Origin of the sequence: Bacillus sp. L_1B0_5, from assembly GCF_000836715.1 — a bacterium.
In the GTDB taxonomy this organism is placed as follows: Bacteria; Bacillota; Bacilli; order Bacillales; family Bacillaceae_G; genus Bacillus_A; species Bacillus_A thuringiensis_S.
The window spans coordinates 13,050-26,367 of sequence record NZ_JXIS01000027.1 but is presented as its reverse complement, the minus strand read 5'-3'; the positions used below and the strand labels follow the sequence as shown (position 1 = coordinate 26,367).

Genomic DNA, 13,318 nt, shown 5'->3' with positions numbered 1-13,318 from the left:
CTCCAACAAAATTTGAATTTTGTACAGAAATGAGGAATGGGAATGAGAACAATGAAGCCGCGTAGATTTGAGTATTTAATTTCTTACACTAATCATCTCGGAAATGGATTTGCCGAAGGAACGTATTTATTTGTTAGCCGCTCGAAACTAAATAGCAAAAAAGACGTTTTAGACTTAATGGAAATATTGAAAGAAGCAAGTGGCGCTCATACGGTTACTATAAATAACATTCAATTGTTAAGAGAAAAACGAGCGTTATAAAACTAAACAAAAGCGTTATTTGGTTGGAAAGGGGAATGAGAAATGGAAGGTGTTAAGTTTCGGGCGTGGGACAAGGTTATGGAAAAAATGTATGAAGTTGGATTCATAGACTTTGCTAAACAAAGAGTGCAATTGGCCCATATAGTTGATGGCATTTGTTATGCGGTGTATATCTCTCCTCTAAAAGATGTCGAACTACTTCAATACACGGGGATTAAGGATGCAAAAGGTAATGAAATTTACGAAGGAGACGTCGTAGATCAAGAATTTTATGACCGAATAGATGAAGGGAATGGATTTACAGGAGTAGTTAAACAAGAAGAGGGTGTCTGGTGGATTGATAATGAGGTAGATAATGGGACGCAATTATGGAGTGAAATAAATCTAAATCGTATTAAAGGGAATAGATTTGAAAATCCAGAGTTGCTGAAAAATCTAACAAAATAGTTAATTTGTATAAATCGAGGTGTTGGATTTGAAAGAGATATGTGGATTAATGGCTACCGTAGCAGTTTTGTTTTTCATTTTAGGATTATGGGGCGGAGCAGTATTACTTTAATACAAAATTCTTATTTGAATTAAAGGTGGGTAATTATGGCGAATGAAAAACGAAAAATGACAAAATGTGATTATTGGGTTTCTTATGTATATAAGCGTAATAGTGGTAGCGATTTAGAACATGGTAATGACCATATAAACATTGCAGAAGTATATAGCGGTATTGAATGGATAAGAGAAATCGAAGGGCGGATTAGTAAAAAACATAACTATAAAACAGTAAAAATAATAAACTTCGTACCACTGTTTAATGAAGAGGTAAAAGTGAAGCCTCAAAAAATCGAGATGGACGCAATGGATGTAATTGAGAAATCTAGAGAATTTAATGAAGTGACAAGTAGTATCCACTTAACTCAAGAACAAAAGCTAGACTATGTGGGCAGTTTAACGGAGACAGAGATGCGAGGTATTTTACAGGCATGCACTACTGTTTGGGTGAGTAAAACTGAATAAAATCTTTATTTTGGAAAAGGAGCTAAAAATCATGAAAGAACAAATTAAAAAGAATTTTACTTACCATCCGCCTAAAGAGGGACAAACAGAGAAGTTTGTAGATATTAGAAATGAAGCTTTACATTTCGCAAATTTGATTGATGGATCATGCCCGAATAGTCGTGAAAAGTCATTAGCTTTAACAAAACTTGAAGAAGCTGTTTTTTGGGCTAATGCAAGCATTGCAAGGAATTAATTAAAACAAAATCGTTATTTGATAGGGGGGCGTCAAATTGAGTGCAGATCAAGAAACTAAAGAAGTAAAGGATGTTTTGAGAAGATTTTCAAGAGAAGAGCTTGAAGTGACAGCGGCTGAGTATATCAAATATGAAGCAATGAGAGGGAACGTATGCAAAATTAATCCTTCAGACATAAAAACAATGACAGATAACCAACTTCGTAAATTTATATATGAGAGAGATTTTCCAGGTGAGAAATGGATAAGATGACGTAATTTTAATAAAAAACGCTATCTTGTATGGAAGTGAGGTGAAGGTAATGGAGTTAGTTTTATGGATAATTATCGGTATTTTGTTTGGCCATACCGTTTGTATGAAGTTGGATTTAAAACACTCAAAAGAACGTTTAGATACTTATAAGGAAATGCTGGATATACAAAACGAAAAGATTGATAACTTATGGAGTTATATTAATAAAAGTTAGTTGGGAGAAAGGTGAGATGGAATGATAAAGATCAGTAAATCTGAAGAATTTGAAGAAAAACTACGTCGGCACAATAAACGAATGGAAGAAGATGAAACATATAGAGCAGCTACAAACATGATTACATTTCCTGCTGGTCATAAGCTTGAATTAGTGATTGAGGTAACGGATGAGTATTATAGTCATAATTTACACAACTTGCTCAGAGGGAATATAGAAGGTGCTGAATTACTGGGGTTCAAGGTGACTGAGCTTGTAATTAACCCAGAAGAAAGAGAGAAGAGCGCAGTAAGAAAATTCTTAAGGCAGGCAGCACATGATTATAAATTGTAATCAAAACGCTATTTTATTAGAAAAGGTGAATTGATGTTGCAACTGTTAAACCTATTTTTGAAGTTTCCTTTTAGGATGAAATGTAGAAAGAAAGGACACGTTCTCAAATATCGAAAAGGGTATTGGGGATGTGTGAGATGCGGAATTAGAAGTAAAGATAATTATAAGAGTTTAAAAGAAAAAGGGATGCTATATAACCCTAAATGAGAGGAGCGCAAAAGAACATGGCCAGAAGTCCTTTGATTTGGTTTGGAGGAAAAGGAAAGTATGCAGAACACATAATTAATAAGATGCCAGCTCATAAGGTGTACGTGGAGCCATTTGGTGGTGCTGCCCATGTAATTTCACAAAAGCCACCAATTGGCCATGAAGTTTATAACGATATTGATGGTAATGTAGTTAACTTTTTACTTGTAGCAAGAAGCAATCCAAAAGAGTTACAAAAAGCTTGTGAATCACTACCGTATAGCAGGCAACTGTATGAAAGCTGGAAGAAAGAGCATTTACCTCGAGATCCATTCGAAAAAGCGGTTCGTTGGTTTTATCTCAATAGGTCAGGTATATCAAAAGGGAATGCTGACGAAGTACCTCAGACGGGTTGGAGAAACAGTACGAAAAGCAATCAAAATCCAGCAAGGGGATATTTAGGTGCTTGCTCGATTATTGAATCGTTTGCTAAGAGAATGCAGGGCACAATGATAGAGCAATTAGATTTTAGAAGCATCATTGAGAAGTACGATAGCAAAGAGACATTATTTTATGTCGATCCTCCATATATCGGTCGTGAAAAGTTCTACGCTGGAGGATTTACAAAGAAGGACCATATAGATTTAGCCAGCTTATTAAACAAAGTAAACGGGAAAGTTATTTTATCTTATTACGATGATCCGCTATTACACGAACTCTATCCGAATTGGGAAAGAGAAACATTCAAAGCTCATAAGCAAGTTGTCGGCGGATCCGGAGTTGCATGTGAATCAGAAGAAATATTGTTTATGAATTTTAGAACCGAGCAAATGAGCTTGTTTAATTAGAACAAAAACTTCATTTTAATAGAAAAGGAGAATTAATATGGACGACAATTTTATGATTAGGCATATTTTTCAAAATGAAGAAGATGAAACATTTCTTATGTTAGAAAGTTCTATCATGCAAATCGAAGGAGCAAATAACGGATTTGTTCAGCAAACATTAAAAAACTTTAAGGATAATGGGGACATATTCAATTTTATTTCGCGAAATGCTTCGACAGGGCTAAAAGATAAGAATAACAAGATGATATATGTAGGTGACATTGTTCGATGGGAAAAAGTTACGTATACAGATTGCAGTAAGGAAACAGTAGAAGATACAGAGTTAGTTGAGGGTGTTATAGATTGGTTAGAAACAATGTTTGTGTTAAAGACAGATGCTACAAGAAGATTAATGCTTTTACCACATGTAGTTGAAGATCAAAGTGAATTTGAAGTGATCGGGAATATCTATGAAGACCCAGAGTTAATAAAAAACTAAACAAAAATTTCATTTTCTAGAAAAGGGGAATGGATATGGATGAGGACAAAGTCGGAACATGTGACGTATGCGATGAAGAAAAGACAATGGTTCGTTACAGTCCAGCTCGTACTGAGTGGTTATGCGAACGTTGTTACGACTATACAGCGAGCATTATGTTTGGAGAAATAATGGATGAATAAAAGAGCAGCTAGAAAAAGCTAACTGCTCTTCGGAAAAACGTTAAGAAGGAAGTTCAGAACTCAAATGTATTTATAGTATGGACAAGGCTTATGGATTTATTCAAGGGTGGTAAAGAATGTGGGAAGAAGTGAAGAAGGGGGAGTATGTAATGTCACTTTTTTATAAAAGTTCCAGATCTACACGTAAATTAGGTCCTATGCGTTTTGCTAAAGATATAAATCGAATTTCTAGTGAAGTAATTGAGTACAAGCTAGATGAGGAAGAGTTAAATAAAATTAGACAAGAGCGGCCAACTCATACCGGAGAAGAATTTGAAACATTAATTGCAGCAGGACATAGCGAAAATAGTATTAGAGAGATGTGGGGCTGGGATTATAGACAGTTGAGTCTCTTTAAGAGAAGATGCGGAATTAAAAGAAGATACAGCAGCACTATGTAATTAAAAATTCCATAAGGGGAAAGAGGTAAGCTGTATGAAATCAGGAGTGATTAGTAAAAAGAGAACGAAATATAAAAAGAATAATCAACAAGAAAAGCTAACGTTACATGATATTAAGTATCTCATGGGAGCTTATAATCAGAGATGTAGTGGGAAAACAATTAGAGTAATTAGATAGATAGTAAGAAAGGGGCAATATTACAATATGAGCGTAAAAGAACCTGGGAAAATAGGACGAACAAGAAAGAAGAAATCAATCTCCTCAGCGTTAAAAGAGGTTGATAGAGATGCCACAAAAGAAGCAGTAGAAGCTAAACTATATCAATACAAAGAATATATGTATGAAATGGAAGAAGAAAATTTACCCAAGATTACGCCAAGTTATAATATTGCTCCACCGACGTTTACGAATTCGTTTCATAGCAGCACGGAAGATACGGTTATTCGTAACATGGAGATAAATGAGAAACGTACAGCTTTTATGGGTAAAATAATGCGTGCGGTAAATAGACTTAATAAAAGGGAAAGAACATTAATTGTGAAAAAATACCTCGATTTTGAGGATTACATAGATAAAGAGATTTGTGAGGAGTTTCTGGATGTATCAGAACGCACATTTTATAATATACAATCCGATGCGTTTTATAAATTAGCAATACATTTGCGTGAATTAAAGTATCTAAATAAGGATAAAAACACTCCAGAATAGACGGGGTGTTTTTTATTTGCAGTAAAGAAGCAGATAAATTGCATAAAATATGCTTAAAGAATACATTGTGGATGTGGTATTATGTTATTGTAGAGAAAAATATCTTAAGCAGACAAAGTGTTTTAGACTTGTTACCCTCCGTGACCTCTGAGGATGTGGCATTTAGTTTAATTGAGCGCTCACATGCCTCTCCATATATTCTTTTATCTAATATATTCTAAAAGAGTATATGGAGGGTGCGTCAGCCTGTACCCTCAACTCCATCTGGTCCCTATATTATGCGAAGGTACGAAAAACAGGTGAGGAGCTTCATAACGAGGCTCCTTTTTCAAAAAGGGATTTTTATTTTGTATCCTATTGAGAGCAAGAGTGTCCGCTTCTTGCTCTCACATGATACAAAATGCCATTGTATTATTTCTCTTTGTTGCTATATCGGTGTAGAAGCTGATGTAGCAACATGAAATCCCATTCAGGAATGTATACTAGACTTTACGAATTATATGGATCAAAATGGTGGTTGCGAATTGAATGAATTTACGTTCTTGATTTCTAATAAAGAGTGTATAAGGTAAATTCAAATTCATTATCGCTTTCACCTGTTGGTTTATATGTAACTACTCACAAAGTTATTTCGTCTTTAACAACGTTTCTGGCACAAGATCTTCAACTAACAGAGAGAGACTTTTGTCTCTCTTTGAATTAATATCTGGTTTGAATGATTAAATGATATTGATTCAAAGAGGTACAAAATCTCAAATTAATATAATAAGAATGAAAAAGGGAGCTCTAATTGATAGGGCTCTTTTTTATTTACGAAATTTAAGTAATAACGATATAAAATGAGAGACCAGAGATAAGATTAGTACGTTCTGTCGAATGAATTCGAGGAAACAAACTCAAACTCGAATGCCGGTGAGGAGGTGGTGAGATGAGAGATGGCTAGAAAAAGAGATCCTAGACGGAATCAGGCAAAAAAAATATGGATAGATAATGAAAAAAGCGGTAAGGAAAACAAATTAGTAGATATTGCAAAACAAATTGGAGTACCTGCTAATACAATTCGAAAATGGAAATCCCAAGATAATTGGGAAGAAGAATTAGAGGAAGAACTAAAAGGGAACGCTCCTAAATCCAAAGAGAGCGCTCCTATTAGAAAAAGGAACGCTCCTAAACCTAAAGGGGCTCAGCCAGGCAATAAAAATGCCGTTGGTAATAAGGGAGGTTCAGCTCCTTTAGGTAATAAAAATGCCGTTGGTAATAAAGGTGGTGCTGCTCCATTACGTAATGGTAATGCAGTAAGAACTGGAGAGTATCGCAGCCTATGGCAAGATGCCTTGGATGAAGATGAGAAGCAACTGCTCCAAATCGAGGAGATTGATCCAATACAAGAGCTTATCGATGCGATCCAGCTCTATACTTATCGAGAAATGTTTATCATGAAGCGTATAAAGGCAATACGTGAAGGTTTAACACCTGTTCAGAAACGCACTTTAACAGCGCGCACTCCTATAGAAAGAGAAATAAAGGTAGAAAATCTATTGAGTGATGAATATAGAACAATGACTATTACGGATTACGAAATGGTTGAGCAATCTATAGAAGAAACTGAAGGTGACCGTATTGCTGCTGTTTTAGCGCATGAAGAAGCTTTAACACGAATTCAGGATAAAAAATTAAAAGCAGTTGAAAAATTGGATTCAATGGCCAATATTACGCCTCGTAAATTGGAAATAGAAGAAAGAAAGCTTGCTATTTTAGAAGAAAAATGGGAAAAGGAAAAAGGCAGTACAGGAAATCAACAGCAACAGACAAAAGCATGGGCAGGAAGTTTGGAAAATATCTTTGCAAAAAGAAAAGCGAAAAGGAAAGAATCCTAGTCGCTTAATCACGGTCCCTATACAACGCTTCGATTGCGTTTTGCTTGTCTTCTGGTCTGACGCTACGATAACGAGTAATCATTGCAGGACTTTCATGTCCTGTTAAGGTTTGAATAGTTTTATCATCAATACCAGCATCAACGAGATCAGTAACAAATGTATGTCTGAATTGGTGAGGATTTACTCCGTAATCATTGCAAATGTGCTGAACCCGTCTTTTACTAATTCTGGTTTGTCTGTTACTTAGGAAGAGAGCTTCTGCTGTACTTTCTCTAGACTTTAAGTAGTCTGCAATAGCATAACGTGCTTCTTTATGTAATGGGATGATGCGCTCTTTATTTCCTTTACCTTGACGTACTCGAATAGTTCCTTGTCTTTCAGAAAGTTTAACATCGTCTATATCCAGGGCAACTAACTCTGCAATTCGAATTCCTGCATAAATACAAGTTAGGAGAATGGCCTTATCGCGTTTGTTACCGCTACGGTCCACTTCTCTCATAATACGAAGTACTTCTTTTCGTTCTAATGCAACAGGAGCTTCACGGTATAAGTTAGGTGCTTTAACTATACGAATATCTTTAATACAATCTGTTTTCTTAGCGAACTGAGAGAATGCTCTAATTGCAGCATAATGGCCATTAATGGTAGATGCACTTTTCTTTTGTGAAGTAAGGTCATCTAAGTATTGCTGAACATCAGAACGAGAAAAATTATATAGATCAGTTTCAACTGCTCCTAGCCATTTTTCGAAGTGAAGCAGCTTGTAATGGTAGCCACGAATTGTTTCGGGGCTTTTTCCATGTTCTTTTTCGTAATTGATAAATGAATCTAGTATATGCATAAAAACACTCCTTTTAATTACACGCCATATTTTATGGTAGATAAATGCAGGCATATGATTGGTAAACCTGCATTGTTATGTCAGCTATTATTTATATTATAGCGTGTAATATAAATTACACGCAATTATAATTTTGAAAGGGATGATTTAATCATGAAGGTTAAAGTCTCAAGTATTAACGATAAAAGTAATTTATCGGATATATTTTTTGGGAAGCGGTACTCGGCAGATGTAACTTTGAAAGAAACGGTATTAGGACAAGAGAAAAGTCACAAAGAATATCTGGAGCTACCAGATGTTATTAATGTGAAAGTATCAGCCTTATTTAAGGAAATAGAAGAATATATCGATAATTCACGTGAAGGTGGAAGTTTAGAGGTTAGATTAGATTTTTGTAAAGATGAGACTGCGGTAGGATGTCATATTTATTACGGTGAAGATAAGATAACCACATATCACGTTGTGAATGGTTTATTTGAAAAAAGTAAATCGTCATTAGCGTATGGTATTCTAGATCAAATTAAACGTTGGTTCGGTTGGGGAAATGATTCGAAACAAAAGTTAATACTGTATATCAATCTGGATGACTGGGAAGAAGAAGTTATTGCGATTCTTAGAGCGTATTCGGATATTCAGGTTGTTGATATGGGTACTCCTGAAAAAGAATAGCAAGTGGGAGGTTCATAAAATGATTAAAGCAATAAGCATTGATACTTTAGTAAATCGTTACTATGAAAAGGTTAAAAGGTTCGTCATGCGCTCAAAAACGATTTCGCTTTATGAAATAGACCGGGAATTTCAAGTAGGACATGTAGTAGCAGCGTATATTATAGAACGCTTAGAAAACGAAGGTGTAATTGCGCCTTATGAAACTTGTATGCCAAGAAAAGTATTATTGAGGAAATAAACAGTGATAGATTTTAATGGTTTGCCTACAGAAGAGGAAGTGCTGCAGGACATCATTACGCAGTTACTAGAAATATATGTAGATGATCCGGTGGCGTTTGTAGAAGATATTCTTGGAGTTGAACCTGATCCTTGGCAAAAAGAAGTACTTAATGACATAGCGAATCATTCGCATGTGAGTGTTCGTTCTGGTCAAGGGGTAGGGAAAACTGCAATGGAGTCCTGGATCTGCATTTGGTTCCTCTGCTGTAGACCGTATCCGAAAATTATATGTACTGCTCCTACAAAACAACAATTATATGACGTTCTGTGGGCCGAAATTGCAAAATGGCTTAACAATTCTCAAGTGAAAGACCTGCTAAAATGGACGAAAACCAAGATTTATATGAAAGGTTATGAAGATCGTTGGTTTGCTACTGCAAAAACGGCTACACGTCCTGAAAATATGCAAGGTTTCCATGAAGATTACATGCTATTTATTGCAGATGAAGCTTCAGGTATAGCTGATGATATTATGGAAGCGATTCTCGGTACATTATCAGGTTCAGAAAATAAGCTGTTTATGTGTGGAAACCCGACTAAAACTAGTGGGGTATTTTTTGATTCTCATAATAAAGATAGAGCACTATATAAGTCTCATAAAGTATCTAGTGAAGATTCACCGCGAACGAGTAAAAAGAACATTGAAATGCTTAAGAAAAAGTATGGGGAAGGTTCTGATGTATATCGGGTTCGTGTAGAAGGTGAATTTCCTCGTGGTGAGGCTGATGCATTTATTTCTTTAGAAACTGCAGAGGCAGCACGTATGAGAGAAGTGTATACAGTTGAAATTAATGAGAATGAGGAATCCGTTGTCAAAGAAGTTATTCCTGACAGTGCAGTTGTAGAGATTTCTTGTGATGTTGCGCGTTTCGGCTCGGATGAAACTGTAATAGCAACTAGAAGAGGTTGGAAGGTGCTGCCACTGCAAATTCATCATCAACGGGATACGATGTATGTCACAGGTTTAATTTTAAAAGAAGCAAAGAAGTATTTCTTATGGTGCAAAAAAACAGGTAAACGAATTCCTGTTCGAATAGATGATACTGGTGTCGGTGGTGGGGTAACGGACCGATTGAAAGAAGTCGTAGAAGAGCATGATTATCCTATCGATGTTATACCAATTAATTTCGCTTCTAAGGGTAATGCTGACTACGCTGGTATTGTCAGTTTAATGTATGGTCATTTCAGAGATGAATGTTTAGAAAATGTTCAGCTTCCGGATGATGAGGATTTAATAGCGCAACTATCTGTTCGTAAATACTCAATCACTAGTGATGGACGTATTCAAATCGAGAGTAAAAAGACTATGAAAGATAGAGGTTTAAAATCTCCGGATAGAGCAGAAGCGGTGGTAATGGCATTTGCTCCACTTTATAAAAAGCAGAAAAGGTCTTCTCGTCCAGAGAGGAAACGAAAAGATAGAGAGAGGGGGGTAAAACATGACGAACCAAATGAGAGCACAGGTAGTTAAAGTTAGCGGTATATCTGCTACGTCACAGCAAATATATGATGATCCTTTTGAAAACGCATATGAAAATGACGGTATTATTAGGCCACCTTATAACATAAGAGAGTTAAAATTGGTGGCTGAAAACTCAACTATTTTACAGCAATGTGTAGAAGCGTATGCTGCTAATATTGTAAGTTTTGGAATGGTTCCTAACTATTCGTTTGATTATAGAGCGGTCGATAAATCGAAACAGAAAAAAGCGGATGAAGAATGGGAAAAACTACGTTTCTTCTTAAAATATCTAAGTTTCGACGAAATCCCTGAGACTATTATAGAGTGGGCTTTAGCAGATAGAGAGAAAACTGGAAATGGTTATCTAGAAGTGATTCGTAATGGTATAGGTGATCCGTGCGCTATTGAATATGTAGATTGTGTAAATATGCGTGTAACAAAATTAACTGATATTGTGGAAACAGAAGTTACTGTTATGGAGAATAATCAACTAATAACAGTTCCAGTTCCAAAAAGATTTCGTAAGTATGTACAGATTTCAAATGATAAAAGGTCATTTTTTAAAGATTATGGTGATCCGCGTTTCATGAATAAAGTTACCGGCGAGTTCACTAGTGACCATAACGGAGTTGATGAAGCGAACGAAATTATTCATCTAAAAAATGGACCTGGAGCATATGGGAAACCGAGATACTTAGGTCATTTAATTTCAATATTTGGAGCTAGAAAAGCAGAAGAATTGAACTATTATTATTTTAAAAACGGTAGACATGTTCCTGCTGCTGTTATTGTAGAGAATGGTCAATTGACGAAACAGTCTTATCAAGAGATACAGCAGTATATGAGTGGTGTGCAAGGAGTAGATAATTCTCATAAGTTTATGTTGTTAGAAGCTGAAGGGATTGAAACAGAAAGTTATGCAGGTGAAGAGGATGTTAAGCCTGTTAAAGTGCAAATTAAATCATTAGCCGACATGCTTCAACAAGATGCTTTGTTTTTAGATTACGATACAAAAACTAGAGATAAGCTGCGTTCTGCATTTCGTTTGCCGCCTTTATATACTGGAGAATCGCAAGAATATAATAAGGCAACTGCCCAAACAGCTAAACAAGTAACTGAGGAACAGGTATTTGGCCCGCAACGCAATCTCATTTCCGGTAAATTTACAACGTTATTTTGCCAATCATTAGGTTTGCATTATGTCTCTATAATGTTAAAAGGTCCGAGTACTTCTGATCCTGTAGAGAAGGCAAAAGCCTTGATTCCTTTGATAAACGCAGGAACTATTACGCCAAATGATCCGAGAGATTTAGCGGGAGAAATATTAGGCAAAGAATTAGAACCATTAACATTTGAAGGGGCTAACGAAAAGCCTTTCCAATTGATTGTAGGGGCTAATAAGAGTACTAATAAGTCTATAGATAGCGGAATGGTACCTTTAGAAAAATCAGCAAAGCAAGAACTAATTCATTTCTTAAAAGATACACGTGATGCTATGGAAGAAGTAAGAGATATGTTGAAAGAAGTGAGTAAGAAGTGAATGCTTTAGATCGTGCACTTAATTCAATTAGTCTTATTATTAAATCTGTAGAAGAAGATGAAGATATTTTGAATAGTGTTCCTGAAGATATGCCTGGAGCGGAGAGCTTGCAGGCTTTTATTGATGAATACGAAAAAAAGTTAGCTAAACTGCTTCGGGAACAAATGAAGTATTATGTTGATGCTATTAATAAATATGGAGCAGCAGAGGATGTAGTAACAGAAGACCTCCTTACTTACTTAGATGATGAATTGTTTGTAAACGATGATTTCGAAAGTGATATGGCGAGTTTATCAGAAGAAATGTTATTTGCAATTATTTTGGTACTTTGCGAAATTATTATGGAAGCTATAGATCCGGATATTCCATTTGAGGAATTATCAGGTACAGCCGCTACTGCTGTAAGGGCTTGGACAATTCAATTAGCATCTTTTTTATTTCTTACAACTCGCAACGGCATTATAAGTGCTATTACTACTGCTATAACAGGAAATTTAACATTATCAGCATTAATTACTGCTATACAAGACCTTTGGGTATTTGGAAGAAATAGAGCGGCCAGCTTAGCAGAAAACGAGGTCTTAACTGCCTTATCTATATCGCAGCAAGAGAGTTATGCTCAAAGTCCTGCTGTTACAGGTAAGATGTGGGTTCATACCGATAGACAAGAGGGGGAACCGCGTGCGAACCATCAGAAAATGGATGGCGTAGAAAAAGGTGTTTTTGAAGAATTTGAGATCATAGATTCAGATGAAACATGCATGTACCCTCGCGAACCTAAATTATCTCCAGCAGAAAGGATGCATTGTAATTGCGTTATTTTTCCTGTGTTGAATGGCGAAACATTAAAGTTAAGTAAAGAAGTTAAAGCAGCACTTCGGGAGGAATATCTTGCCGAAAGGAGATTGAAATCTTGAAAAAAAGCTTATTAAGTGCATATCAGAAAGAAGTTGCAACGGGTGTGGCTCTATTTTTAGTAGCATATACATTCGGATTATTCACAGGGATATTCCTTAATAATTAAAAGGAATTCAGAAAATAAACTGTTTTATATGCTGCTTGAATCAATTTAGTGTCTTATTTTTTGCTAAGGAAAGATAAGGGGGAAAGCTAATGTTATATGGAGAGAAGCTGTATAAAGAGATTTCCAAGTTAGTTGACAATGTAGAGAACGGTGCTAATAGAAGACCAGACTTAATCGGACAGAGCGGAACCATTACACGTAGCATTGAAATAATCGACGCAACAGAAACTGAGCATGGTGTGTCAGTACGTGTGAGCGATAATGTAGGCGAGGTATATTGGACCGATTTGAACGATGTTGAGTTGAATTAAGGAAATATAAGCGCAAACGTGTTGCGTTTAGGAGGAAGGGGTGCAGGAATGAAGCCTACTTGGAAATTACGTTTCAATTGTCCTAATTGTGAGCAGGAGAATGTACTTGATTTAAATAACACATCGTTTAGTTGTAATTGTGGGAAAGAATATACATTAATATCA

At 35.9% G+C, this 13,318-nt stretch carries 21 protein-coding genes; 20 read left to right on the top strand and 1 reads right to left on the bottom strand.

What is annotated here, in order from left to right:
* Positions 1–42 precede the first annotated feature (42 nt).
* The 14 genes from RT27_RS10075 to RT27_RS10020 all read left to right on the top strand — a co-directional run bounded on the left by RT27_RS10075 (position 43) and on the right by RT27_RS10020 (position 7,027).
* A complete protein-coding gene (locus tag RT27_RS10075; RefSeq protein ID WP_043935979.1) occupies positions 43–261 on the top strand; it encodes a hypothetical protein in 219 nt (72 codons plus the stop codon).
* 42 nt (positions 262–303) lie between these two features.
* Complete coding sequence (locus RT27_RS10070) at positions 304–708, top strand: YopX family protein (RefSeq protein WP_043935978.1); 405 nt, start codon at positions 304–306, stop codon at positions 706–708.
* Positions 709–855: 147 nt separating this feature from the next.
* Entirely contained in the window at positions 856–1,272 is a 417-nt protein-coding gene (locus RT27_RS10065) for a hypothetical protein (protein WP_043935977.1), read from the top strand.
* 31 nt (positions 1,273–1,303) lie between these two features.
* Complete coding sequence (locus RT27_RS10060; RefSeq protein ID WP_000662953.1) at positions 1,304–1,507, top strand: hypothetical protein; 204 nt, start codon at positions 1,304–1,306, stop codon at positions 1,505–1,507.
* A gap of 37 nt (positions 1,508–1,544) precedes the next feature.
* A complete protein-coding gene (locus RT27_RS10055) occupies positions 1,545–1,760 on the top strand; it encodes a hypothetical protein (protein WP_024086080.1) in 216 nt (71 codons plus the stop codon).
* A 49-nt stretch (positions 1,761–1,809) separates the two neighbouring features.
* On the top strand, positions 1,810–1,974 hold the full coding sequence (locus tag RT27_RS35175) for a hypothetical protein (protein ID WP_043935976.1): 165 nt from the start codon (positions 1,810–1,812) through the stop codon (positions 1,972–1,974).
* A 21-nt stretch (positions 1,975–1,995) separates the two neighbouring features.
* Entirely contained in the window at positions 1,996–2,307 is a 312-nt protein-coding gene (locus RT27_RS10045) for a hypothetical protein (protein ID WP_043935975.1), read from the top strand.
* Between the two features lie 224 nt (positions 2,308–2,531).
* Entirely contained in the window at positions 2,532–3,341 is an 810-nt protein-coding gene (locus RT27_RS10040) for a DNA adenine methylase (RefSeq protein ID WP_043935974.1), read from the top strand.
* A gap of 37 nt (positions 3,342–3,378) precedes the next feature.
* Positions 3,379–3,819: a YopX family protein gene (locus RT27_RS32375; RefSeq protein WP_052497693.1), complete on the top strand. Its 441-nt coding sequence runs from the start codon at positions 3,379–3,381 to the stop codon at positions 3,817–3,819.
* 35 nt (positions 3,820–3,854) lie between these two features.
* Complete coding sequence (locus tag RT27_RS34780) at positions 3,855–4,001, top strand: hypothetical protein (protein ID WP_156137702.1); 147 nt, start codon at positions 3,855–3,857, stop codon at positions 3,999–4,001.
* A gap of 149 nt (positions 4,002–4,150) precedes the next feature.
* Entirely contained in the window at positions 4,151–4,441 is a 291-nt protein-coding gene (locus RT27_RS10030) for a hypothetical protein (RefSeq protein ID WP_231577678.1), read from the top strand.
* A gap of 34 nt (positions 4,442–4,475) precedes the next feature.
* Complete coding sequence (locus tag RT27_RS35170) at positions 4,476–4,619, top strand: hypothetical protein (RefSeq protein ID WP_197077997.1); 144 nt, start codon at positions 4,476–4,478, stop codon at positions 4,617–4,619.
* Between the two features lie 27 nt (positions 4,620–4,646).
* Complete coding sequence (locus tag RT27_RS10025; protein ID WP_043935973.1) at positions 4,647–5,150, top strand: ArpU family phage packaging/lysis transcriptional regulator; 504 nt, start codon at positions 4,647–4,649, stop codon at positions 5,148–5,150.
* Positions 5,151–6,085: 935 nt separating this feature from the next.
* Positions 6,086–7,027: a phage terminase small subunit-related protein gene (locus RT27_RS10020; protein ID WP_043935971.1), complete on the top strand. Its 942-nt coding sequence runs from the start codon at positions 6,086–6,088 to the stop codon at positions 7,025–7,027.
* Between the two features lie 4 nt (positions 7,028–7,031).
* Here RT27_RS10020 and RT27_RS10015 read toward each other — a convergent pair whose 3' ends face one another.
* Positions 7,032–7,868 (bottom strand): tyrosine-type recombinase/integrase, encoded by an 837-nt coding sequence (locus RT27_RS10015; protein ID WP_043935969.1) that lies wholly within the window; start codon positions 7,866–7,868, stop codon positions 7,032–7,034.
* A gap of 153 nt (positions 7,869–8,021) precedes the next feature.
* On the opposite strand from RT27_RS10015, the gene RT27_RS10010 reads away from it, so the two are divergent.
* The 6 genes from RT27_RS10010 (at position 8,022) to RT27_RS09985 (ending at position 13,153) form a co-directional block, all read left to right on the top strand.
* Positions 8,022–8,537: a hypothetical protein gene (locus RT27_RS10010; protein WP_043935967.1), complete on the top strand. Its 516-nt coding sequence runs from the start codon at positions 8,022–8,024 to the stop codon at positions 8,535–8,537.
* A 19-nt stretch (positions 8,538–8,556) separates the two neighbouring features.
* A complete protein-coding gene (locus RT27_RS10005) occupies positions 8,557–8,775 on the top strand; it encodes a DNA translocase FtsK (RefSeq protein WP_043935965.1) in 219 nt (72 codons plus the stop codon).
* 3 nt (positions 8,776–8,778) lie between these two features.
* Positions 8,779–10,287: a DEAD/DEAH box helicase family protein gene (locus tag RT27_RS10000; RefSeq protein WP_082044839.1), complete on the top strand. Its 1,509-nt coding sequence runs from the start codon at positions 8,779–8,781 to the stop codon at positions 10,285–10,287.
* Positions 10,256–11,818 carry a phage portal protein gene (locus tag RT27_RS09995; RefSeq protein ID WP_043935964.1) on the top strand — a complete coding sequence of 521 codons (1,563 nt, stop codon included), beginning with the start codon at positions 10,256–10,258 and terminating at the stop codon, positions 11,816–11,818. The genes RT27_RS10000 and RT27_RS09995 overlap by 32 nt, the downstream gene beginning before the upstream one ends.
* On the top strand, positions 11,815–12,735 hold the full coding sequence (locus RT27_RS09990; protein ID WP_043935962.1) for a phage minor head protein: 921 nt from the start codon (positions 11,815–11,817) through the stop codon (positions 12,733–12,735). Before RT27_RS09995 ends, RT27_RS09990 begins: the two co-directional genes overlap by 4 nt.
* A 196-nt stretch (positions 12,736–12,931) precedes the next feature.
* Positions 12,932–13,153 carry a hypothetical protein gene (locus RT27_RS09985; protein WP_231577679.1) on the top strand — a complete coding sequence of 74 codons (222 nt, stop codon included), beginning with the start codon at positions 12,932–12,934 and terminating at the stop codon, positions 13,151–13,153.
* Positions 13,154–13,318 lie beyond the last annotated feature (165 nt).